General features: G+C 44.8%; 19 protein-coding genes. 6 read left to right on the forward strand and 13 right to left on the reverse strand.

All coding sequences use genetic code 11. The features are described 5' to 3' along the window. Positions 1–150: 150 nt before the first annotated feature. Positions 151–549 carry an ACT domain-containing protein gene (locus IE130_RS05995; RefSeq protein ID WP_189583162.1) on the reverse strand — a complete coding sequence of 133 codons (399 nt, stop codon included), beginning with the start codon at positions 547–549 and terminating at the stop codon, positions 151–153. A 214-nt stretch (positions 550–763) separates the two neighbouring features. Next, positions 764–4762 carry a phosphoribosylformylglycinamidine synthase gene (gene purL, locus IE130_RS06000; RefSeq protein ID WP_189583165.1) on the reverse strand — a complete coding sequence of 1333 codons (3999 nt, stop codon included), beginning with the start codon at positions 4760–4762 and terminating at the stop codon, positions 764–766. Between the two features lie 419 nt (positions 4763–5181). Between purL and IE130_RS06005 the strand changes: the two genes are divergently transcribed. Then, entirely contained in the window at positions 5182–5676 is a 495-nt protein-coding gene (locus IE130_RS06005; RefSeq protein WP_189583168.1) for a pyridoxamine 5'-phosphate oxidase family protein, read from the forward strand. 127 nt (positions 5677–5803) lie between these two features. Here IE130_RS06005 and pgsA read toward each other — a convergent pair whose 3' ends face one another. The 9 genes from pgsA to IE130_RS06050 form a co-directional block, all read right to left on the reverse strand. Continuing rightward, complete coding sequence (gene pgsA / locus IE130_RS06010; RefSeq protein ID WP_189583172.1) at positions 5804–6484, reverse strand: CDP-diacylglycerol--glycerol-3-phosphate 3-phosphatidyltransferase; 681 nt, start codon at positions 6482–6484, stop codon at positions 5804–5806. Positions 6485–7223: 739 nt separating this feature from the next. Further along, on the reverse strand, positions 7224–8393 hold the full coding sequence (locus IE130_RS06015; RefSeq protein ID WP_189583176.1) for an NAD(P)/FAD-dependent oxidoreductase: 1170 nt from the start codon (positions 8391–8393) through the stop codon (positions 7224–7226). A gap of 304 nt (positions 8394–8697) precedes the next feature. After that, complete coding sequence (gene acs / locus IE130_RS06020; protein WP_189583179.1) at positions 8698–10668, reverse strand: acetate--CoA ligase; 1971 nt, start codon at positions 10666–10668, stop codon at positions 8698–8700. 521 nt (positions 10669–11189) lie between these two features. Continuing rightward, positions 11190–12419 carry an ABC transporter substrate-binding protein gene (locus tag IE130_RS06025; protein ID WP_189583181.1) on the reverse strand — a complete coding sequence of 410 codons (1230 nt, stop codon included), beginning with the start codon at positions 12417–12419 and terminating at the stop codon, positions 11190–11192. Positions 12420–12565: 146 nt separating this feature from the next. Beyond that, complete coding sequence (locus IE130_RS06030; protein ID WP_189583185.1) at positions 12566–14527, reverse strand: AMP-dependent synthetase/ligase; 1962 nt, start codon at positions 14525–14527, stop codon at positions 12566–12568. Between the two features lie 5 nt (positions 14528–14532). Beyond that, positions 14533–15375: an ABC transporter ATP-binding protein gene (locus tag IE130_RS06035; RefSeq protein WP_010196012.1), complete on the reverse strand. Its 843-nt coding sequence runs from the start codon at positions 15373–15375 to the stop codon at positions 14533–14535. Next, positions 15375–16142, reverse strand: a complete 768-nt coding sequence (locus IE130_RS06040; RefSeq protein WP_189583190.1) for an ABC transporter ATP-binding protein — start codon at positions 16140–16142, stop codon at positions 15375–15377. The genes IE130_RS06035 and IE130_RS06040 overlap by 1 nt, the downstream gene beginning before the upstream one ends. After that, complete coding sequence (locus IE130_RS06045; protein ID WP_189583192.1) at positions 16139–17236, reverse strand: branched-chain amino acid ABC transporter permease; 1098 nt, start codon at positions 17234–17236, stop codon at positions 16139–16141. Before IE130_RS06045 ends, IE130_RS06040 begins: the two co-directional genes overlap by 4 nt. A gap of 49 nt (positions 17237–17285) precedes the next feature. Beyond that, a complete protein-coding gene (locus IE130_RS06050; protein ID WP_189583195.1) occupies positions 17286–18164 on the reverse strand; it encodes a branched-chain amino acid ABC transporter permease in 879 nt (292 codons plus the stop codon). Between the two features lie 363 nt (positions 18165–18527). Between IE130_RS06050 and IE130_RS06055 the strand changes: the two genes are divergently transcribed. Continuing rightward, positions 18528–19841 (forward strand): BaiN/RdsA family NAD(P)/FAD-dependent oxidoreductase, encoded by a 1314-nt coding sequence (locus IE130_RS06055; protein WP_189583198.1) that lies wholly within the window; start codon positions 18528–18530, stop codon positions 19839–19841. Positions 19842–20009: 168 nt separating this feature from the next. Then, positions 20010–21011, forward strand: a complete 1002-nt coding sequence (locus IE130_RS06060) for a pirin family protein (protein WP_189583201.1) — start codon at positions 20010–20012, stop codon at positions 21009–21011. 165 nt (positions 21012–21176) lie between these two features. Here IE130_RS06060 and IE130_RS06065 read toward each other — a convergent pair whose 3' ends face one another. Next, positions 21177–22280, reverse strand: a complete 1104-nt coding sequence (locus tag IE130_RS06065; RefSeq protein ID WP_189583204.1) for an alkene reductase — start codon at positions 22278–22280, stop codon at positions 21177–21179. Between the two features lie 551 nt (positions 22281–22831). Here IE130_RS06065 and IE130_RS06070 point away from each other — a divergent pair. The 3 genes from IE130_RS06070 to IE130_RS06080 are packed head-to-tail and all read left to right on the forward strand — an operon-like array spanning position 22832 to position 24509. Beyond that, positions 22832–23830, forward strand: coding sequence for a PAAR domain-containing protein (locus tag IE130_RS06070; protein ID WP_189583207.1), 999 nt, complete (start codon positions 22832–22834; stop codon positions 23828–23830). 13 nt (positions 23831–23843) lie between these two features. After that, positions 23844–24293, forward strand: a complete 450-nt coding sequence (locus IE130_RS06075; protein ID WP_189583210.1) for a hypothetical protein — start codon at positions 23844–23846, stop codon at positions 24291–24293. 54 nt (positions 24294–24347) lie between these two features. Further along, a complete protein-coding gene (locus IE130_RS06080) occupies positions 24348–24509 on the forward strand; it encodes a hypothetical protein (RefSeq protein ID WP_189583213.1) in 162 nt (53 codons plus the stop codon). Between the two features lie 72 nt (positions 24510–24581). On the opposite strand, the gene IE130_RS06085 is transcribed toward IE130_RS06080, so the two are convergent. Then, entirely contained in the window at positions 24582–25784 is a 1203-nt protein-coding gene (locus IE130_RS06085) for a serine hydrolase domain-containing protein (RefSeq protein WP_189583215.1), read from the reverse strand. Positions 25785–25792: the final 8 nt, after the last annotated feature.

Genomic DNA, 25792 nt, shown 5'->3' on the forward strand with positions numbered 1-25792 from the left:
TTAAAGCCTCTCAGGAATAATTCCCCACTTCTTAAACACCAAAAAGGTGAGCCTAAGCCCACCTTTTTATTTTAGAAAATAGCTGTCTAAAGCAGTATTGCAAACTAACTCAGTTAATCTTAACGAAGCAACTGAAGGCGTCAAAAAACGTTATATATCATTCAGCTCTTTTAACGCAGATATCGCCTGCTCCGCCTTATCATCCGACACAAATATATGGTCATGATAGTAGGCAGCGATCACATTGGCACTGATACCTTTTGAGGTCAGTTTGGTTGCTACTGCCGCGGTTAGACCTACCGCTTCTAAACTTGAATGCACCATCAGAGTGATTTGCCGAAACACGCCCTCGTAATGCAAATCTGTCTCATCAGCTTTGTCTTTTGTCAAAACCAGAGTCAGCCCTTCTGTCTCCACAAATGTCGCTATTGGCGCTAGGTTTACGTATTCAGCCAGTTGACCTTTTACGGTACAAAACACGAATAATTCATCAATCAATGCTGGTTGCATAGAACCCAATAGCTCGTTTATATCTATAATTCCTGACATTTTCTTATTCCTTATTTTGCCTGATTTTAATCTTTGTTAACCGCAATTTTAGCATGGGTGTCACCACCTATACTTGTGAAAACACGGTATAAACGCTAGCCCTTCTCCAAACACTCAAATCTTAAACACAAAAAAGGTGAGCCTAAGCCCACCTTCTTATTTTAAAAAACAGCTATCTAAAACTATAAGCAATTACTAGAGGTCTGAGTAGCGACTAGCGCAACCAAGCTCGGGCATTGCGGAACATACGCATCCACGCGCCGTCCTCATCCCACTCTTCTGGTTTCCAGCTGTGGTTATAGGCTTTTAGGTTACGCTCAGGATGCGGCATCATGATAGTGACGCGACCATCAGTGCTACACAGACCCGTGACACCGCCGACAGAACCGTTTGGATTGAGCGGATAAGTCTCGGTTGGATGACCTTGGCTATCGACATAACGCATCGCAAGTTGACCGTGTTTTGCCATACCGTCGATTTCGTTGTTGTCTAGTGTGGCATAGCCTTCACCATGCGCCACAGCGATTGGCAAGATGCTGTCTTGCATGCCTTTGAACAGGATAGACTTGGTACGCTCAACTTTTACGTTGACCGTACGCGCTTCAAAACGAGCCGATTGGTTGGCGATGAAGCGTGGGAAGTTGTCTGCACCTGGGATGAGGTCTTTTAACTGAGCCATCATCTGACAACCGTTACAGACACCTAATGAGAAGGTATCAGGACGGGCAAAGAAGCGGACAAACTGCATGCGTAGCTCGTCATGGAACAAGATAGAGTTTGCCCAGCCAGAGCCTGCGCCGAGTACGTCACCATAACTAAAGCCACCACAAGCGACCAGACCGTCGAAGTCACGTAGATTGATGCGACCACTGAGTAGATCGCTCATGTGTACATCGACTGCTTCAAAGCCAGCTTGGGTAAAGCCTGCTGCCATCTCTGTCTGACCGTTGACGCCTTGCTCTCGGAGGATTGCGACTCTTGGTTTGTTCTCGCGACTGTTGAGGTAAGGCTCTTCAACTTTTTGATTGAGATCAAAGTTTGGCGCAGCGATTAGGCCTTTATGGCTCGCATCAGCAATCAAGTCATACTCTTGCTGTACGCACGCTGGATTATCACGGCGACGCGCGATTTGATAGCTGACCTGCGTCCAAGCTTGCTGCAATTCAGTACGGCTAAAGCGTAAAGTGTCGGCACCCATGAGCGTTGGCGTTTGGATAAGTAAGCTGTCTTCTTCCGAGCTTTGACCAACGAGGCTCAGCATGTCAGCAACGTTAAACTCTTCTGCCAATTGCATGAGAGCAGCGACGTTTTCTGGCAATACTTGGATGACCGCACCCAATTCTTCACTGAACAGTTGACCGAGTAAGTTATCATCCGTCAATGACAGCTTGATACCTTGACGGCTGGTGAACTGCATCTCAGCGATAGTCGCTAGTAGACCGCCATCACCGATATCGTGATAGGCGCTGATGACGCCTTGCGCGTTACCCGCTTGGACAAAGTTAAAGAAGTCGACCAAATCGCTTGGCTGCGCCAAATCTGGGCAGTCGTTACCTAATTGGCTAAGCGTCTGCGCAAGAATTGAACCACCTAGACGTAGCTTGCCTTTAGATAAGTCAATACGGTAGAACGCGCTATCGCCATTGATTAGCTCAGGGGTTAGCGTTTTTGCGACATCAACCACAGGAGCAAAGGCAGTAATCACCAAGCTCATTGGTGATACGACTGATTTGTCTTGACTGTCGCCATTGTCGTTGTCAGTCCAGTTGGCACGCATCGATAGCGAGTCTTTACCGACTGGAATCGCGATACCCAGTGCTGGGCACAGCTCTTCGCCGACTGTATATACCGCGTCAAACAATGCAGCATCTTCTGCATCATCACCACAGGCTGCCATCCAGTTCGCTGACATCGTGATATCAGACAACTGAGCAATACGCGCACCAGCGATGTTGGTGATCGCTTCACCAATTGCAAGTCGTGCTGACGCTTGTGGGCTAATTAACGCAACTGGTGTACGCTCACCGATACTCATCGCTTCACCGCTCATCACCTGACCATCTAGCGCAATCAAGCCTGATGCCGTCACCGCACAATCCGATACGGGCACTTGATAGCGACCCACATACTGATCACGCACGACCATACCCGTGATAGAACGGTCACCAATGCTGATCAAGAATGATTTGCTAGCGACCGTTGGATGACGCAACACATCAGTGATTGATTCGGCTAGGTTCACATCGCCCAGCTCTAATGCTGGCAACGTGCTATCAGAACGCTCAAAGCTACGCTTCATCTTCGGCGTGCCACCGAGCAATACTTGCATCGGCATATCAACTGGCTGCTCATCCAATAGCGTATCGTCAACGACTAGCTGACGCACATCTGTAGCTGATCCCAAGATGGCATACGGGCAACGCTCACGCGCACAGATGGCATCGAATTGGGCTTCGCTTTCTGGGCGAATCGCGAGGACATAACGCTCTTGCGCTTCGTTTGACCAGATGGCCATTGGTGACATGCCAGCTTCTAACGAAGGAATTTTACGCAGGTTTAGCACCGCGCCCATCTCGTGGTCATTGACCAACTCTGGCATCGCATTAGAGATACCGCCAGCGCCCACGTCATGCAATGACACGATAGGGTTGCCGTCTTTGCCATTATTGCTCGCATCGACATCATTACCCGCTAGTGCCCAGCAGCGATCCATCACTTCTTGGCAACGACGCTCCATCTCAGCATTATCGCGCTGAACTGAGGCAAAGTCCAAGCCTTCATCAAGTGAGCCACTATCAACTGAAGACGCTGCACCACCGCCCAGACCAATCTGCATGGCAGGGCCACCAAGGACGATTAATAAATCACCTTGTTGAATGGCGTTTTTTTCAATGAGGTTGCGTTTGATATTGCCATAACCACCTGCCAGCATGATTGGCTTATGATAGCCGCGCATTTCGCTGCCGTCTTTTGCCGCTGACGTATCAAGCTGAAAACTACGGAAATAACCGCATAGGTTAGGACGACCAAACTCGTTTGAGAAGTTGGCTGAACCGAGTGGTGCTTCAGTCATAATCTCAAGACTGGTTGCCATACGATCTGGCGTGCCATAAGCCTGAGTACTCAATTGACCTGACTGCTCCCATTTTTCAGCGAGCTCTGGGATATGTAGGTGTGATACGTGAAATCCTGTTAGACCTGCTTTTGGCTTACCGCCACGACCTGTTGCGCCTTCATCACGAATCTCACCACCAGCACCTGTCGCAGCACCTGCATAAGGGGCGATGGCGGTTGGATGGTTATGCGTTTCGACTTTCATCAGAATGTCGATCTCTTCTTGATGGAAGTCATAAGGATGGGCAGAGTTTACGTCCATCGCGTCAGTCGGAATCGGGTAGAAACGCATACCGTCAGACCCTGCCATCACCGCAGCGTTGTCTTTATAGGCAGATAAGATACCTTGTGGATTCGACTGGTAAGTATTCTTAATCATTTGGAACAATGACTTTGGCGCCACAATACCATCAACCGTCCACTCAGCATTGAAAATCTTATGACGGCAATGCTCTGAGTTTGCCTGTGCAAACATCATCAGCTCAACGTCAGTTGGATTGCGCTTTAGCTCATTGACATACGCATTCATCAAATAATCAATGTCTTCACTTGATAATGCAAAACCAAACTGGGTATTGGCAGACTCTAATGCTGACTGACCTTGTCCGATGACATCAATATGATTCAATGATGCTGGTTGCTCATCATCAAACAATTTGTTCAAATCATTCAAATCATAAACCAAGCTCTGCGTCATACGGTCAAACAACAACTGCTCAGCGTCTACTGGTAGTTTTTCGCCCACTTCACCATCGATTGTTAGGGTATAAACAACCACACGCTCAACACGGTTGAGCTCAATTTCACAGTTATTAAAAATATCAGTCGCTTTACTTGCCCATGGCGAAATCGTGCCAAAACGTGGACCAACGATGACTTGTATTTGATTGTCCTGCGTACCAGTCAGCACTGTCGCACTGTCAACAGCGAGTAGGTCTAACGCCTTTTTATGTTCATCACCTTCGAGCTTGCGTGATAGCACATACACTTGCTGGGTACTTATTTGACTGACATTGAGCTCGGTTTTTTGCTGGAACTGACTGATGAGTTGCTGCGTCTGAAAATCGGTAAGAAACGGTTGTCCGGCGATGGTCATCATAAAGGCATAATCCGTAAGATCAAGGCATCTCTGCCATGCTAAGTAAATGGTCTGCGTATTATAACAAGAAGCCCTGTAATAAGCAGGTCTAAACCAAGATAAATTGCTGATAGGTTGCGCTCTTCTGCTATCAGATATTTACAGAATAGCAAGCTTGCGCTAAGGCCTAATCGCTACCCTTTCAACTTTGTACTGGATAATCAGACAGCAAAAATACACAGCGTCACACTTTTTACCTAACCCTCATACTCCTTACAAACACTCACATCGCATTACTGGTCGCCTATATAAATGTGTGGTCACAACTCGGTATTCTAGTTCCAGTTGTTGGGACGATTATTGTTTTTGATATTTCAAATACACTTTGCCCAAATAAAAACTACTATAAACAATTAACTATAAAGAAAAGGAAATCCCCTATGAGTAGACAAGACCATATCGATAAAGTACAAGCTTTGGTAAAAGAAGTGAAATTTGCCATGATGACGACTCGCACTCACGAAGGCCATCTACATGCCTGCCCAATGACAACGAGCGAGACGAGCATCGGCGCAAAAGAGATTTGGTTCATCGGTGATAAGAGTACTGAAACCGTCAGCGATATCCAGAAAGACCCACAAGTGAACTTGGCCTATGTCAGCCAAGATGCAAAAGACTATGTCTCAATCAATGGTAAAGCAGAGTTGGTAGAAGACCAAGAGAAGCTCGATGAGCTATGGTCGCCAATCTACAATGCATTCTACGAGCAAGGTAAAGAAGATCCAAACGTCCAGCTAATCAAAGTCGTACCACATGGTGCCGAATATTGGTTGAGCGGTAGCTCAGTGGTCAATATGTTTAAGATGACCACCGCTGCCGTAATGGATGGCAAAAAAGCGACCAATCTGGGCGAAAATAACTCAGTGACTTTATAAAAATTAGTAACGTTATAAGAAACCGTTATTTAAAAGTAGAATAGTAGAATACAAAAACGCCAGTGGCTAATGCGACTGGCGTTTTTTGTTGTCTAACATTTATGTTTTTGATACTAAGGTTATGAACTTAACCGCTTTGCTTGAGGTATGGCCAAGCAGCTTTTAAATAAATCATCATAGACCACAACGTCAGTATCACAGCAGCGACCATCAATACATAGCCAATCATTTCGAGCGATTCCCAGTTGAGCAGTAACACCGTAATAGCTACCATCTGAAAGGTCGTTTTTAGCTTGCCGACATAGGACACGGCGACACTGGTACTTTTACCCAATTCTGCCATCCACTCACGCAGCGCTGATACCGCGATTTCACGCGAGATAATCACAATCGCTGCTATCGCCATAATGATGTTGGGATGCCACTGAACCAATATAATCAACGCAGCGGCGACCATGAGCTTGTCCGCAACGGGATCTAAAAAACGCCCAAACGCCGACATAACATTGAGCTTCCGCGCAAAGTAGCCATCCAACCAGTCGGTAATCGCCGCGATGATAAACACACCAGTCAGTAACAAGTGCCGCAATAAGCTGTCGCTGAATTCACTCATGCCAACTCGGGCAATCACATTATCTGAAATGGCTGGCATCCCGATACCCATGGCTGGTGGCCAATAGGCAATCGCCACAAACAGCGGAATCATTAGGATACGCGCGATAGTAAGGTTATTGGGCAAGTTAAAAATACTTTTGGTATTTTGTGTACTTGACGGCTCCTGCGTATGCACTTGCGTATTCTCAGTCATGGCAAACCCAGTTTAATAGAGACATAATAATGGCGGATAGCTTAGCATTTTTCCAGCACGTCGTCATGCCATCTCTTGATGTATTGTTTTACTGCTCGTACTTAAAGACAGCCATTACTTTTATCTCAATACATCAATCTTGACTATCCACTGCTGAAATAGTGATAGCGCTGTCTATTTTATACCACACTCACACGTCGTAAACACCTGCAATTTGCTAAACCAAATTCCTCGTTCAGCAATAATTGCTCAACGCATAGCAAGGGATGAGAATACCGAGAAACGTAATGTCATGTAACTGAAATAACCAAATGAGAACTATTTGCGCTATGATAGCGAAGGTAATAAAACAGTTGTACACTTAAAGTTGTAAGCAAATATATGCACCCATTGAATTCTCCATTATTACCCTAATCTTAGTTAAACAATAGCAAAGAAAACCAATAATAATAAGTCATCATCACTGCCCTGTAGTCAATCTACACGATCAGTTTTCCTCAGCCCACAGCACCTCCTCTGTGGGCTCTTTTTTTGTCTGTAAATCCTTGGTATAGCTAAAAAGGCTATGAATAACGTCGTTACGTTAGCCTTTTTACTTTTCAACTTAAAAAGGTGCTGAGAATTGTAAAATGAAGAAACAAGCAAGACGATTAAAAGCACGACAAATAGTAGGCTAAATGAGCCTGACACCGTATTTAATTGATATAGAATTGACGATGTCACGATATCTTGCTCATCATTATGTTAATTGCTTGATTGCCTGAACCGTTTCTACTGCCATTTGATAACAGCTTTCTATATTGCCCTGTCCGCACCAGTCACCACTGACAACCCATTGATGTTGTGGATCGACCAAGATACCCAGTGCCTCGTTATTATCGACAATCGTTGCTGCATAACGCCAGCGATGGCAGTCTACTTGGCGTGGTGCTGTCTCATCATCCCAATGCAGCGCGTGCTGCGCGGCTTGCAATAACTGCTCTGTTATGGTGTCGATGTCGTCATCAACGTGTGTCTCTGACCAGTCGTTACGCGCATGAATGGTGACACTGGGCAGCAAGTCGTTATGAGCAGGCTTTTGATGCTCGATGAATATTCTGTCTAATGGTGAATTATTTACGTAAGCCACGTCCCACCTTGATGGTGTTTGACTGGTCAATGTTGCAGGTAATGATTGCACCTCATCCCAGCCTAACATTAAGGTATAACATGCCTGCATTTTTGGCTTGGCGATGTTGGCTGATTCCGTAAAACCGCTCTCTGCCATCAGCTCTAGCGCTTGACCATTTGGCGCGGTACAAATTACCCAATCAAAGCAGCCGAGACTGTTGCCAGACTCATCGAACAGCTCAGTCTTGTCATCGGTTTGGTTTTGGGGATATTGCGCAAGGGGTGCGACGCGAGTTTTGAATTTTATATTGGTATGTTGCAAATCATCGGCTAATGCGCGCCCCCAACTGGTCATTTTTGGCGTACTGATGTAGCGAGCTTGGGCAGTACCCCATTCATCTTTGTGCTGTATATCAGATGACTCAGTATTGTCATTAGCTGCCGTTAACTCAACCACCTCAGCACACCATGGTTGTAACAAATCAGTCTCAAGCCAAGGTGCAATAAACTGCTGAAAGCTAGGCGTTTTTGCGGTAAAAAACTGCGCCCCAAATGCCCATTGCCAATTTTTACCAGTTTGACTATCAGTACGATAACGGGTGGCTAAGCGCCCTACACTGCGTGACTTTTCAAAAATGGTTATTTGCGGTATAGAGGATTGGTCTGTGCTTTGAATGTCTGTGCTTTGAATAAAGGCACGCTCTAGTAATGTGGCGGTCAACAATCCTGTCAAACCACCACCGATGATGGCTATTTTTGGGAGAGATTCATCAGTTGAGAGTAAAGTGTGATCAGTCATAATGACAGTAGACCTTGTAAATTATTTGATAAAAAAAGACTTATATTCAAAATATCCTAAAACTAGTCAAAATACCCCAAGAACGCTACGATACTGCTGATATCGATATTACTTTGCACTGACTACATAACAATGGCAGGGATATTTTGAATAATATGTCTATCAATCATATTTAACCTTTGAAAGGCTTCAATATCAATATTATCTCCGTAAAAAAGCCATGCTACCCTCGATAACATGGCTTTTATTTAGCGGTGATAGACGAACAAAAATAGCTAGTGTTAAACCACCATTGTTAACGCTATTAACCAGCCTTCTCTGCGCGACCAGCTTTGACCACATCGACCAACTGATTGATCACTGAGCTGTCTGCAAGCGTAGACAAATCACCCAATCCAACATACTGTCCCGCCGCAAGGTTACGCAAAATACGGCGCATGATTTTTCCTGAGCGCGTCTTTGGTAGCGCATCAACCATATAGATGGCATCTAAAGTGGCAATTGGGCCAATTTCAGTGCGCACATGACGTTTTAGCTCAGCTTTGAGTGCGTCTGTTTTTTCTTCACCAGATTTCAGGATGATAAAAGCGCAGATACCTGTACCGCGAATCTCATGCGGCATACCGACGATAGCGGCCTCAGCAGTAGCAGGATGAGCGACCACCGCGCTCTCAATCTCCGCAGTGCCCAAACGATGTCCGGCAACGTTGAGTACATCATCGACGCGGCCTGTGATCCAATAATGGCCATCTTCATCGCGCTGGGCACCATCACCGGTGAAGTAAAAACCTGGGTAATCACTAAAGTAGGTCTTCAAAAAGCGTGTGTGGTCATTATAAATGGTACGCATTTGCCCCGGCCAGCTACTGTTAATCGCCAAATTTCCTTCTGCAGCGCCTTCTAGTACCGCACCATCACCATCGATAATCTCTGGTTTGATACCGTATAGTGGCGTCATCGCTGCACCTGGCTTGAGATCAACGGTGCCTGGAATAGGTGCCATCAAAATACCGCCAGTCTCGGTTTGCCACCACGTATCGACGATTGGACATTTGCCATCACCAACGACATTATAGTACCAGTCCCATGCTTCTGGATTGATAGGCTCTCCAACCGAACCAAGCAAGCGTAGGCTTGAACGATCTGATTCTCGTACAAAAGCATCACCCTCTTTCATCATCGCGCGAATCGCTGTCGGTGCGGTGTATAAAATCGTAATGTCATGCTTGTCGACGATATGACCGATGCGCGCCCACGTTGGATATTCTGGCACACCCTCGAACATGACTGTCGTTGTGCCATTGGCAAGCGGTGCATAAGTTGAGTATGTGTGACCAGTAATCCAGCCCACATCTGCCGTACACCAATACACATCGTCTTCTTTGATATCAAAAACATCACGAAAGGTAGAGAGTGCATAGGTGATATAGCCGCCGGTGGTATGCAGTACTCCTTTGGGCTTACCCGTTGAACCAGAGGTATATAATAAAAACAGCGGATCTTCGGCATTCATGACTTCAGGCTCGCAGTGCTCTGATTCACCGTCTATCAGGTTGTGATACCAGACATCACGGCGACCGCTCATCGGTATGGCACTACCCGTGCGATGGACGACGATGACTTTTTCTACACTGTCCGTGCCATCTATATCTAACGCGTGATCGACATTGGCTTTGAGCGGTGTATGCTTGCCACCACGCAGGCCTTCATCAGCAGTAATGACGACTTTTGAGCGGCTATCGATTAAGCGATTGCCCAAGCTCTCCGCAGAGAACCCACCAAAGACCACTGAATGCACCGCGCCAATACGCGCACATGCCAGCATCGCTATCATGGCTTCTGGTATCATCGGCATATATAGCGTGACGCGATCGCCTTTTCCGACCCCAAGCTTACGCAGTGCATTGCCTAGACGACAGACTGATTCATATAGCTCTTTAAAAGAGATAATTTTATGTAGTGAGGGATGATCGCCCTCCCATATGATGGCGGGCTTGTAAGGGCTTTTTTTCATATGTCGATCAAGGCAATTGACGGAGATATTCAGTTCACCATCTTCGAACCACTTAATATGGAAATCATCTAGATCATAATTGACGTTGCTGATTTTGGTGGGTTTTTTGATCCAATCGATTAGCTCAGCACGCTTCGCCCAAAAAGCATCACTTGTCTCAGTTGATTCGATAGAGTGTTCGTAGTCTTTGAGGTACTGCTCAGGCGTGGTATTGGCAGCAGCCATGAAGTCGGCGGCGATAGGAAATGATTTCTGGGTCATAGTGTTCATCCTTTTTAATTATTATGACCTATATAAATAATCGTCTATAACGACCATCTATACGGGCAATAAGAGTCATCTTCCATAATGTGTGACACTTCATGATAGTTTGACAAATAAGCGCAACGGTTGCAAGGCATCAACAGTCAATCATAACAATTTCGCTGTACATCTGTATACTTAGGCACAGATAGTCTCATCCTTATAAAGCGACTAATTTGTCATCCTAGTTAATTTTTATTATCGGTAGCTAGTGGCTTATTTTGTGTTAAGTACGGATTTTAAACTCATAAAAAGCTATAAAGTAGTTAAAATATAAAATGAGACTATAGTCGGTTCAGTATAATTTGGATACAAGGAAGCCGAGTGAAAGTACTACAAATAGTAGACTAAGCGAGACTGACACCGTATCCAATTTATAGAGGATTGACTATAATCAAACACAAAGTTTATAAACGATACAAGCCATACTTATGTATGGCTTGCTGCTATCAAAATTTCACTAAATTAATAATGCGTACTTATTTGAGCTGTTTAACGGTTTTCCATGCGCCGCTTTGTACTTGCGATAAGTAAACATCGTTAAAGGCGACATGGCTTTCAGGAGTAATAGCAATAGTAGATCCTGTGATGCCATCTACAAAACTAACGGTTTCCATACCGGTATTAAAAGTATCGGCATTCAAATCTTTGCCAGCAGCTTTGAGTCCTTCAACAGTGATTCTGGCTGAAGTATAGCCAAGGATAGCACCTGCTGATACATCTTCCCCTGTGACTTTTTTATACTTTTCAATAAAGGCTTTGGTCTCAGGCTCATTCGCTCTCAAAGCCAAATCGTTATAGTAAGAAACCGCATATAGACCTTCACTAGCGCCGCCCGGTGCCTCAGCCACTGCGGGATGGAAACCCGTTGCAGGAGCGATGAATTTCACGTCAGTCCAGCCCATAGCGTTCGCTGTCCCTACCGCAGTAATAGCGCCGCGTATCGTAAGAGATAGGCCGATTAACTCGCAATTGGCTTCTTTTAATTTGGCAATTGCACCAGCAAAGTCTGTTTCATCAGGACGATGTGAGCTGGCCTGAACTAACGTGACGTTAGGGTTGTTATCGCTGATATCCTTAGCTGCCTCATTGGTCTCTTCACCATAGTCTGAGGGGATATACATGACGCATAAATTTTTAATATCATTTTCGGCAATCAAATATTCCATACCCATTTTCATAGAGTCGTAATACGTACTACCCATCGTATAACGGCGATTGAAAGCCCCTTCTTCTTGCATAGGTTTTGCAAAAGTGATCGGCATAATATTGGGGACATTCGCGCGATCCATAATAGGGAAACTCGCTAAGTTATGCGGCGTACCAAGCGACATCAGCATACCAAATACTTTATCGCGGCTAACGAGCTTATTAGCAGCCTGTACCGCCTTTGGTACTTGATAAGAATGGTCCTCGACGACGTAACGAATCATTCGACCGTTAACGCCGCCTGCCGCATTTACCTCATCGAAATACATATTGGCACCCGCGACCGCAGGATTACCGAATCCTGCAAACGGACCTGATAGATCATTCGCACCGCCCAATAGAATCTCGGTATCCGTAACACCTTGTACCGGCATATCACTCGTTGAAGCGGTTTCAGTATCTGTACCAGCTGCGGCGGGCGTTTCTGAATTGCTACACCCTACTAAACCTATCGTACCGACAGATAGTGCCAGTAGCGTCGTCTTGAATGTCCATTTCATTGCCTTTCTCCTTGCGACTTCAGTCGCTGTTAGTTTGATGCTTTCAAGGTTGATACTTTTGAGGCTGATACTTTTAAGATTGATACTTTCAAGGTTGAGATAACGTCAAAAAATCTGAACGGTGCTAATTGATGACAAGCCCCAGATCAGTACATAGAGTCGATAAGAGCGTGATGCTTTTTCTCAACCAAACTTCTTTTCAATTTCATGGTCGCAGTCAATTCGTCATCTTCAGGACTGAGCAGCACATCAATAAGCCTAAAGTGCTTGATGGTTTCCACCTGTGCTAACGTCTGATTGGTAGACTGTATGACCTCATCTATCAAGGCGATGACTTCTGGCGCATGACACAGCGAGCGAAAATCTGAGAACATTACCTGATTGTCTTGCGCAAACTTTTCGACATTCTCCTGATCTATCATAATCAGGCAGGTCAGATATTTGCGTCTATCGCCGATGATGACGGCATCTGAGATATAAGGCGAGAATTTAAGCTTGCTCTCAATCGCAGCGGGTGTGACGTTTTTGCCACCTGCGGTGATAATGATGTCCTTGATGCGGCCCGTAATGAATATATAGCCGTCTTTTATCTCGCCAACATCGCCAGTATGTAGCCAGCCATCCCGTAAGTCCTCAGCGGTTTTTTCGGGCTTGTTCCAGTAGCCTGCAAACACGTTCGCCCCTTTTACGAGTATCTCGCCGTTGTCGGCGATACGGACTTCAGAATCGGGTAATGCCTTACCTACGCTACCAGCCATCTGTGCTTCAGGCGTATTGACCGATATCACACCCGCACTTTCAGTCATGCCATAGCCTTCATAGATAGGCACGCCTATCGCATGAAACCAGCGGATAATATCTAGCGAGATGGGCGCGGCCCCAGTGGTGGCACGGCGAATATTACTCATGCCTATCAGGTCACGAATTTTATATAGCACCAGCTTGTTCCAAAACTCGTAACGCAGTCGTTGACCTGTCGTGGGCGTATTGCCTGCCATCACGATATCAGCGTGGTCATGACCTGCTTTTATGGCCTGATCAAATGCCCAGCCATTAAGCGCACTGGCATCACTACGCATATTACTGATGGAGGCATACATTTTTTCCCACAATCTAGGCACAGCGGTAAAGGTATCAGGCGAGACTTCTTTCATATTCTCAAATACCGTCTCTGTGCTCTCAGCAAAGTTGACAATACAGCCTCGATGAATGGGCAGATCCACTGACGTCAGACGCTCAAGCACATGGCACAATGGTAGAAAACACAGCTGCTCATCAGTGGGCAATATAGGTAGGATATCAATGCTTGTTTTTAGCTCAAAGAGGACATTGGCATGCGTTAAAATCGCACCTTTTGGGTTGCCTGTCGTGCCAGAAGTATAGATTAAGGTGCGTATATCGTTCGCTGTACCTTGATCGATATAATCGCCAAAACGCTCTCTTACGTTTTCAATAGTCCGACCGATCGTATATAGATCATCTAAGAACATAACCTGATCATCATCTAGGCTACGCAAACCTTTACGCTCAAAGACAATGACTTTTTTAATGTTAGGCGTTTGTTCACGAATCTCTAAAAACTTATGCAATTGCTCATCGTTTTCTACGATCAGAAACTTAGAATGGCTATCACTTAATATATAGGCAAGCTGCTCGGGACTGTCGGTCGTATAGACACCGTTGGGTATGCCACCTACAGCGCAGATGCCCATATCACAATAGAGCCATTCTTTATTGTCTTCGCTCAAGATAGAAACGGTATCGCCTTTACTCAGACCAAGCTCGACGAGTGCCATGCCGATATCACAGCCATGATGATAATAGTCTAGCCAACTGTAACTCTGCCAAATACCAAAGCTCTTTTCGCGATGAGCAATCTTGTCGCCTCGGCTCAAGCAAACTTGTCGCCAAAGTTTGCTCAGCGTATCGCACCCTTCTAGGATTTGAAGTGGATGATCGAAAGGCGCATTGCGTATCTGTTGACCAGTTTCATCATCATGATTGTCGGAGTAATCGTGAGACGATACTGGCGTGGCAGATGTATTCGTCTTATCCGCAGGAAAAAGTGAAGTATTGTTTTCAGTATGAATATCAATAGAGGTCGTCATGATTATTATCGCCAAGTCTTTTTGCGTTTCCACCGAGTGGCTTCCGCAGTGTTGTCTTTGGTTTGTCCCAGATAGAACTCTTTAATATCATCAGAGTGCATCAGTTTGTCCGCTGAGCCTGCCATGACAATACGCCCTGTCTCTAACACATAACCGTAATCCGCTGCTGCCAAGGCAACTCTGGCGTTTTGTTCAACCAGTAGAATCGTGACGCCCTGCTCTTTATTAAGCCTGCGAATAATCGCAAATATCTCCTGTACCAATAAGGGAGACAGTCCAAGAGACGGCTCATCAAGTAACATGAGAGAGGGTCGTGACATTAGCCCGCGACCGATAGCGAGCATCTGCTGCTGACCACCGGACATCGTGCCCGCTGCTTGTGTACGGCGATCTTTTAGGATAGGAAAATACTCATATATCATCTCAACATCACGCTGTATCTCAGACTTGTCACGCCGAGTATAAGCGCCCATCGCCAAATTTTCGGCGACGTTCAAGAACGGAAATACCTCGCGCCCTTCGGGTACGTGCGACAGTCCTTTTTTGACCAAGCGATCAGGTTCAGTGCCATCGATACGCTCACCGTGGAACCATACTGCGCCCTTGCGAGGATTGATAACACCCGAGATGGTCTTCATTAACGTCGTCTTGCCCGCACCATTCGCGCCCAAAATAGTGACGACTTTACCTTCGGGCACCTCTAGACTCACTCCCCTCAATGCCATAACCGGACCATAAGCGGATTCTAGATTTCGCACTTCAAGCACGTTGTTCTTTACTTCAGAGTCGACCAAATTCATTTCAGTGGCGGGCGCGGCAGAGGATAGTGATTTTTTAATAGCTGACATTACACACTCTCCTGTCCAAGATAGGCTTCAATAACCTGTGGATTGGCTTGCACCTCAGCTGCCGTGCCCTGAGCCAAAAACTTACCTTCAGCGACGGCCAATACTCGATCGGACACCCGATTCACAAGACTCATGTCATGCTCTACCATCAAGATAGTCAGGCCAAGATCTTTTTGCATGTCTTCGATCCACCATGCCATCTCGGATGTTTCCTCCACGCTGAGACCAGAGGCAGGCTCATCGAGCAAAATAAGCTTTGGGTTAGCCGCTAGTGCGCGCGCAATCTCGACTACTTTTCTAATGCCATAAGGCAAACCTGCGATCAGCTTATCTCGATAAGGGGCTAACTCTAAAAAATCTATAATTTTCTCAACTTGCAGACGATGCTCGCGCTCGCTACGGCGCACTTTTGGTAGAAATAATAAGTCCTGTATCCATGACGTATTGCGCTGTGAATGTCGACCGATAAGCAGATTCTGTAACACGCTTGAGTGATCAAACAACTCGATGTTTTGAAACGTACGGGCGATACCCAGTTTTGCGATATCGTGAGCGGGTAGCTTGGTAATATCATTCTCATCAAAGGTAATACGACCACTGAGCGGCTCGTACAAGCGACTGATTAAGTTAAAAATCGTTGATTTACCAGCGCCATTAGGCCCTACGATCGTGAATACCTCGCCCTCCTGTACCTCAAAGCTAATGTTATCAACGGCTTTTACACCACCAAACGCGATAGATAAGGAGTCAACTTTCAATAAGCTCATCGCATACGCTCCGTTTTAAGATAAGTTTTGGAACGACGAAATAGTCCTTTTCGATATAACGGAAACATCTGAAACCAAGTCCGTATCTTTATCCAAATACCGTATATACCGCGTGGCTCATAGATGATCATGATGACAATGACTAAGGCAAATAGCGCCGTATCAATACCAGGAATACTGGTGATATTAGAGCCCGTACTTTGACCGATGACATCGCCTAAGATAGCAATCACTTGTGGCAATAGTACAACGACGATAGCACCAAAAAACGCACCATGTATCGATCCTAAACCGCCGATGACAATCTGCAATAGTATGGTTATAGAGATGATAACGGTGAAGCTCTCATAGTTGACTGCTTGCACAAAATGCCCGTACATAGCGCCGCCAATAGCGGTAATCGCACAAGATATGCTAAAAGCGAGCGTTTTGGCTTGCGGGACATTGACGCCAAGCGCGCGGGCGGAGACTTCGCTGTCTCTAATGGCTAGGAACGAGCGCCCTGTGCCGCTTCTGAGTAAATTGATATAACCTAAGGTCACCAACACTACTAGCACGAGGCACAAGTAATAAAAGGCCTTTGGCGTGATGTAGCGATCGATAGTGTAGCCAAAGAGATTAATGGGAGAAGCAAAGGTACCAGAGATGCCGCCAGTAATAGGCTCAGCCACGATAGCGATGTCTTCGACGATAATACTAAGCGCCAAAGTCGCGATGGCTAAATAGATACCGCTGGTTCTCAAGATTGGTCTGGCAATGATAGCGCCGATGACTCCAGTGATGAGCGCGCAGGCAATCAAGGCAGGGAAAAAATTCCACCCTCGAGCCATCAGTGCCATGTGGCTAAAGGCACCTATCGCCATAAAGGCGGCGTGACCTAAGCTGACTTGTCCGGTGTGACCCGTCAAGAGCATCAGACCCAGTCCAGAGATAGACCAGATCAATATGGCACTGAGCTCACTAATATAATAGTTACTCAGCAGCCAAGGTGCCATTAAGAGGAGTAAGAGGAGTACGCCATACTTTATGAGTTGGCGCTTGTCATCGAAGATATTGATATCTTGATCGTAACTGTGTTTAAACTGGGCTTTCATGGGCAGTACTCATCCTTGAAATATTTTAGTCATCCTTGACTCAAAACTTCTATACTTTTTTCTGTTTTACCTGAGAAAAAATACCGCCTGGACGTACGATTAGTACGATCAGCATAACCACATAAGGCGCAATTTGACTTAAGCCTAGCGGTAGATAGCGACCAGCAAATGGCTCTATCACCCCTACTAACAGTCCACCTGCAAGCGCCCCCGGTAAAGAACCTAAACCGCCGATTACGGCAGCGGCAAAGGCCTTGATACCGAACAGTAGTCCGACAGAAGGCTCAATCGCGCCTTTGGCGGCAAATAGTATGCCGGCAAGTGCAGCAACCACCCCTGATAATGCCCAAACGATACCATTGACGCGCTTAACGGGAATACCCATATAATAGGCGGCCATTTGGTTCTGACTACTGGCTTGCATCGCAATACCAAGCCGCGTATGGGCAAAAAAGAAGTATAAAATGGAGGTTAATGCGATAGTAGATATGATGATAATGATGTCAACATAGGCGATACTCAGCGAGCCTAATGCCATCATCTTGCCTGAGAATGGTGTCTGTAGTGACACTGGGCTATGTCCCCAGATGACACCAGCGACAAAACGCATTAAGAATCCGAGCGAGATGGTCAGGATGACCATCGCAAATTGCGGTTGACCAAAAATACCACGTAGGACAAAGCGATCAAGTAAGTAGCCAAATGCGCCCATGATAATAGCCGCAAAGGTGATACCTAATAAGAAAGGAAAGTTTGCCTGATCGGCATTAATGAAAGATATGCCTAAAAAGGCACCGAGCATAAGCATGTCGCCTTGGGCAAAGTTCACTGCCTCTGAGGCTTTGTAAATGAGTACAAAACCGAGCGCTAACAGCCCATATATACAGCCATTAGCAATCCCGCTAATGAGCAGTTGTAGGATATCCATAAAGTCCCTTTTGTCTTAGCATTGTCATCCGTGACAATGTTTGAATAAGCCGTTCAATCGGCTGGCTTTTTAACTCAACTACTTTTGAAGAAATTCATTTCCTTCAAATAAAAACGACTAAAATTCTAATAGGTAACAAAAGTGGCAGCAGTAGGTGCAAATAATATTCATATTTTTACATTATACCAATCATCAATTGTTGTCTATAGAAAAAGTAAAGTTATTCAATGATTTATAGCAAGCAGACTAAAGCTCTCTATATTACTCACCTAAAAACACTTCCATTATTGCCATGGTATAATTGAGATACTTTATATCGTTTATCCAAACCTATTATCTTAACCTACCCTATAAGTCATTATCATGAGCCAAATGCAAAACCAAGCGGCACCCGTTAAGTCAAACAGCCAATACGATGTCATCATCATCGGTGCAGGCGCTTCAGGGTTATACTGTGCGCTTACTGCGGGTCGCCGTGGTCGCCGCGTGCTGGTATTAGACCATGCCAATAAAGCTGGCAAAAAAATCCTCATGTCGGGTGGTGGCCGCTGTAACTTTACCAATTATTTTGTAGAGCCTGAGCACTTCATTGGTGCCAATCAACATTTCTGTAAGTCAGCCTTGAGTCGTTATCCGAGTTGGGAATTTATTGGTATGGTGGAGGCGCACAAAATTGCTTACCACGAGCGTGAGCATGGTCAGCTATTCTGTGATGACTCTGCACAAGATATTTTGACCATGCTGCTGGATGAATGTAGCGCGGTAGGTGTGCAAGTAAAGCTGAATGCGCAGGTTGAAAGCGTTCAAGCCATCGAAAATGATAAAAATGCCCGATTTGAATTACTGACAACCAAGCAACTCAGCAAAAAAGAAAAGCAAGAGAGAAAAGAATCAGGCAATCAAACCAAGCTGCCGCAAACAGGCTACCGCTGTGAATCTTTAGTGGTGGCGACTGGCGGGCTGTCTATCCCAACGATGGGCGCTAGTGGCTTGGGTTATGAATTGGCGCAGCAGTTCGAGCATACGCTTGTCGCAACCGATGCCAGTCTCGTGCCTTTTACTTTCACCGATAAAACGGGCGAGCTCATCCGTGCTTTGGCAGGTATTAGTCTGCCAGTCATTGCCAGTAATGAGCGCATCTCCTTTAAACTGCCTGTGTTGTTTACCCATCGCGGACTCTCAGGTCCTGCTATGCTACAACTTTCAAACTACTGGCAAATTGGCGAAACCATTAGCATTAATTTACTACCAAATATCGATATGACAATGCTATTTTTGGCGCATAAAAAATCGCATCCCAGACAGCTCATTCGTACTGTCTTGGCTGATTACACCGATAGCGCATTACCCAAAAAGCTATTGGCAGCGCTACAAACGCACTTGTGGGATGATATCAAAGACACAGAGCTGGCCAATATTAAGGACGAGCGTCTGACTGAACTTGGTACGACGCTCAATGGCTGGCAGCTTAAGCCGTCTGGCACCGAAGGATATCGTACCGCGGAAGTGACGCGCGGCGGTGTCAAAACAAATGAAGTCTCGTCAAAAACCATGCAAAGCAGCTTTCAGGACGGACTATACTTTATCGGAGAAGTATTGGATGTCACAGGTTGGCTCGGTGGCTACAACTTCCAGTGGGCGTGGGCCAGTGGCTTTGTCTGCGGCGAAGTGGTTTAATAGAAGTGGATTTTATATAGGGTCTATTGATAAGTTTAAAAATAAACCCTAAATAGACCCCAGATAGACAGTTATCGTCTGGGGACGTGTCAATCCGTTGTATATACGATTGACTGTGATGACCATTATTATAATAGTAAACATAAACACGGGCTTGCGAGGTGAACAATGCGTGCAATTAAACATATTCATGGTGACAAAGCACCGCATTGGGTCGGTGACGGTTTTTATGTGAAAACCTTAGTCAATCATCTTGAGGATGATCCCAATTTTAATTATAGCCACACTGACCCATTTTTATTATTGGACTATGGCAAGCCCACGACCTTTGCCCCAAACCCCAATTATGAAGCGCAGCCTCACGGTGTCGGACAGCATCCACACAAAGGCTTCGAGACCGTGACCATCGCTTACTCTGGTGAAATCAGTCACAGGGACTCAACTGGCGGTAATGGCATCATCTTCGAAGGTGATGTGCAATGGATGACTGCAGGGCGCGGTATCTTGCATGAAGAGTTCCACTCTGAGGCATTTGGACAGCGCGGTGGCGTCTTTAGTATGGTGCAAATGTGGTTAAACCTACCAAGCGCCCACAAGCTGACTGAGCCAAAATATCAGTCCATCAGACGGACTGATATGCCGATTATTGAATTGCTAGATGATAGTGAGGCTGCTCAAACAACCATTGGTAAAGTGGCTATCATCGCTGGTGAGTGGCAAGATATAACTGGAGCAGCCGATACCTTTACACCCATTAATTTATGGGATATCGAGCTGCATGCAGCAGGATCGACGACGCTACAGGTGTCAAACAGCCATAATGTCTTATTATTGGTACAAGAAGGCGAGCTACTCGTCAATGATACCTCTATCGCAGCGGGTCAACTGGTTCAGTTTATAGCACCTACCAAAAACACTATAAACTCTCAAACTATAGATTCACAAACAGGACAGTCTGCCTCATTTATTGCCGATGCCACTGACACTATTCAGCTGACTTACCCAGCAACGTCTGATACTGAAAAAACCGTCGCACCTGTTAAATTACTGCTATTAAGCGGCGAACCCATTGGCGAACCTATCGCCAGTTATGGGCCGTTTGTCATGAATACTCAGGCCGAACTAAAACAAACTTTTCGCGATTATCAAACAGGGAATTTTGGTAAGTAATAGGGTCTGTTGAATAGTATAAAAACCATAAGAAATAAACATAGTAAATCTTCAAATTATTGACAATAAAAAAGCCACCTCACTATTGATAGTAAGGTGGCTTTTTAATGGATATACCTTTTAGGGATATTTATCGGCTTAGCATTTACGCGAGCTGACAGTCCATTATGCTTGGCTTAGAAATGGATAATCGGTGTAACCTTCAGTACCGCCGCCGTAGAAGCTTTCTGGATGCTGCTCATTTAGCGCAGCGCCTTCGCGGATACGTTCGGCCAGATCAGGGTTGGCGATATAGTCACGACCAAAGGCGACCGCATCGATATAACCTGCTTTGATGTTTCTCTCTGCTTTTTCAGCAGTATAACCACCAGCCGCGATAATCGTCTGACTAAAAGCTTGGCGAATGTGCTTACGGAATTCATCGTTATAAGGCGTGCCACCTGCCCAATCAGGCTCTGACAGATGTAAATACATCAAACCACGGTCATTAATCTGCTCAATCATCCAGATGTTTTCATCTTCATTATAGCCAGCTTCGACATTATTAAAAGTACCAAGTGGCGAAATACGAATGCCCACATGGTCTGCATCCCAAGCGTCGACACAAGCATCGATAACGTCAAGCGTCAAGCGAGCACGGTTTTCGCGACTACCACCATACTCATCATCGCGCTGGTTGGTTTGCTCAACCCAGAATTGATGCAATAGATAACCATGAGCCCCATGAATCTCTACACCATCAAAACCTGCTTCTTGAGCATTTTTGGTTGCTTGTGCAAAATCAGCAATGACTTGTTTAATTTCATCAAGTGTGGCTGGGCGTGGTGTCGTTGCTTCAACACGGATGGCTTGATTGTTGCTATCGCGCAATGAGGTACGGATACCAACATGAACATCTGACGCAGAAATTGGCGCTTTGCCATCAGGCTGCACGCTCTCATGAGAAACCAGACCGGTATGCCATATCTGTGCGACAATTTTTCCGTCTTTGGCATGTACATTATCAACGATGGTTTTCCATGCTGTAATTTGATCTTGGGTATGAATACCCGGCGCGCCAGCATAGCCTTTTGCTTGAAAAGAAACCTGAGTCGCCTCAGTGATGACAAGCCCAGCGCCACTACGCTGTGAATAGTATTCGCTTGCCAATGCTGTCGGAACATCACCTGGCTCGACAGAGCGCAAGCGCGTCAATGGTGCCATGATAATGCGGTTTTTTAGGGTTTGAGTGCCCATATCGAGTGGTTCAAATAAGTTGTCGTGTGCCATGATATGCCTTATATCTAATTGGTTTGTTATTACAAATGAAGATCGTTGTTGTAGATGCCCGTTACTATAAATCAATCCGCTCAGCGCTATGAAAAGTTTATGAGTTATTGAGTTCATAAAATGTATCCATGCTTGCGATTGAATCATGCAATCGATACACAAAGTATCTTATGAGCAGTTCGACTACATTATGGGGAATAAGACTTTATATTCAATGATAATTTATCAATCCTGTTGTTTGATAAAGCTAATCTTAACTATCAATGCCTTACTCAACAGACTTCCGAGACCACCTTATTGAAAATATCAGGGAATGTTTGATTGACGAGATGGAAGGTTAGATTTTTGCTAGGTATTGAAAACAAATGAAATGGTTGAATCTTTAGTACAGTCAATCGCTTTTACGCTAAGCAGTGCCTAAACTTGCATATAGACGATATACTTTGACGAACTTAAGTTTGATTTTTAACGCTTTAGGCCTCTATAATGTCAGGCAAATAATAGATTCGCGATAAGCGTCTAAACGTTGGGCATTTAAGCAAGGTAGCACTATGGCAGCCTATATCACAGTCGGCGCAAAAACCTCACATGGTGGGACGGTCATCTCTGGTTCACCGCACACCACTCATAACGGCATCCCTATCTCGCGTAAAGGCGATAAAGTTGTTTGTAAAAAATGCAAAAAGGTCACGACTATTCTTACGGGTGACCCGTCGTTTATCGTCGATGGCGCACCCATTGCACGCGGCGGCGATGTCACTAGCTGCGGCGCGAAGCTGATTGCGATTCAGCAGGCGTTTGCGGAGTCTGGCTTTGAGGTGTTTGGGGTTGAGCAGGCGGCGCCTTTGGTGTTTGCGAAGTCTGAGCCAGAGAGTATATTTGGTAATAGCTTTGTAGAGGATAATGGCACATTTGGTATAGGAGGCAATGATAATTGGATTAAAGGTACTTTTTCTCTCGGACTATGGAGCCAAGAGCAAGGAAACTCACCGTTAGAAACTCGTAGATTGTTAGATGAGTACAACACTGGCAAACACTATGCTAATAAAGCACACCCTCTATTATCAACCAACAAACCAAAAAACTATGTTGGCAATGAGGAAATGTTTAACCACTATTTACATGGTCAAGGTCAATCTTTAACATTAGAAAACTTAGGGTCTTTAGAGTTAGTAAAAAAAGCAGTTATTGAAGAAAAATCGTTTGGAAAAGATGGATCAATACAAAGTAGATTCATCAGACAGTTGATCAGAAAATTTAAGATAGGTGACAAAGATTATACTTTTGAAAACTCTTACAATGTTGGTAAAGAAATTGGAATATGGGCTTACGGTAGTGGAGTAATAGCTGGTGAATTCAATGGTGTGATAACTGAGAACTCTGTAGGTGATATCAGAATCTCTGGAAAGATCAACTACTTCTTCAAAGATAAATTTAAAGATCCTTATGATACATTTGACTGGATTCCAGGAAGCTGGGATCCGAACGGTACACCCTATAAAATAACAGGGAACTGGTCAAACTATATAAACACAACTATCAAAAAATAGATAAGGATAAAAATTGTTTAACAAACCTAAAAAATTCTTAGCTTTATTACTCATTGGTCTGTTAACTATAACTATATTGTTGTTTCTCAATCATAAGGTTTATCAACCGCCAGTTCTAGGTAAATTAAAACTAAGGTATATCTCTAGTGAAAATTACCAATTAATCTACAAAGGTGAAAAAATTGCAGGTAAAGTTACAGCCGTTGATAGCTGGTATGTTCATGAACCTTATGTTTATGGGTCAACTACAAATTTTGAAACATCGACAGGCGACGATATTGTGTACTTCTTCATTAATGTGTGTAGCGGTAATAGTTTTGAAACAGAGAATTTCATAAAATTTAAAAGTTATTTGGATAGCAAACAAATACCAGAAAATAAAAGAAACTGGATGAGTGGTGATAATGCTATAGACATCAAAAGAGCTGAGTACTCCTCAAATATCGACTGTAATGAATACTAAAGCAACTTATTTGTATGAAAGTGAATAAATTTTTTTCAGGATTATCAAAAAGCAATGCAATGGTATTTATTAGCCGCCGACCAAGGCAATCAAGAAGCCAGTAATCGAATCGGTAGATTGGTCATGAATGGTAAAATTGACGGTACAGGCATCACTATCTACAGCACCCAAGAAACTGGTCTCACATTAGGTGATATTGAAGATATGAGCCAATGATAATGATGGCTGTATGAGCCAGTAGCTTTTAACTCATACAGCCACTAGTTTGTGAAATATCTAACAACCCCATCACTCCACCAAACCATCCAAAATCATTTTCACCTCCGTCACATATTGACCCAAATCTGGCTCTAAATTAAATCCTTCTACTGGTGTGGGCAAACCTTTCTGCTTGCCCAATCTGACGATGATTGCGTTCTCTTCTGGCAACACTAATACTCTCTGACCTAAATGACCAAGCATTGCATAAAACGGAATCGGACTGTCCATATCCGTCCACACTGAATGTCCATAAACTTGCGCCTGCCCTTCTGCAAATGCACCCGCGTTTGGCGTAATCATAAAATCAACATGCGCTTTGCTAAGCAGTTGCTCACCTTGCCACTCGCCACCATTTAATAATAACTGCCCAAATTTAGCAAAATCCAGCGCACTGGCGTTTAGACAGCAATATACTTTTTCAATGCTCTCTGAGCCGTCAAGCGACCAGTAAGCGTCACCTTGCATACCAAGTGGCTGCCAAAACTTCTCTTCCAAATAGCTAGAAAGTGTATAGCCATGAGGTTCTAATGCACGTGATAGAGCAATACCGAGCATTTGCGTGTCACCCGATGAGTATTCAAACTGACCGCCACACGCCTCTACGAAATCTCGATTGACCATTTGCTTGACTAAGTCATGACCATAGTAGGATTCTGCGGTGGGGTTAATTGGAAAGTAGTAATCCTCCGTCCAATCATAGCCTGAGGTCATCGCTGATAAATCCGCGAGGGTACAGTTTTGCGCATATTGATTGTCCGCATATTCAGGCAACCACTTGGTAATCGGCTCATCAATGCTGCCGATGTAACCGTCTTCCACCGCTTTGAGATAGAGCATAGTCGTGACGGTTTTTGCCATCGAAAAGCTGTTGGTGTGCGAATTTCTGCCATAACCTTGCCAGTAGTTTTCGTACAGTAGCTTGCCGTCTTTGATAATAGCAAAGGCCACCGTTTGGTCTGTATCTAAAGCATTCTGCAACGTTGTGGTGAGTTTGACTTGCTCAAAATTGGAATTTTTTTCCCATTCAATCGCGTCTTTTGCGCGGATAGTCCGATTGTCAAAATCGACATAATCATCAATATTGGCAGTGGCTTCACCTTTCAAATAAGTGAGTTGTAAACCGCGAAAGATATAAGCATTACCGGTCACTACTAAGCCCAAGCTGATAATAATTAATAAACCTAGGATGGGCAAAATGACCCATTTGAATAATATTCTTAATACAGCCATCGTAAAAT

The organism is Psychrobacter glaciei (genome assembly GCF_014652895.1).
Lineage (GTDB): Bacteria > Pseudomonadota > Gammaproteobacteria > Pseudomonadales > Moraxellaceae > Psychrobacter > Psychrobacter glaciei.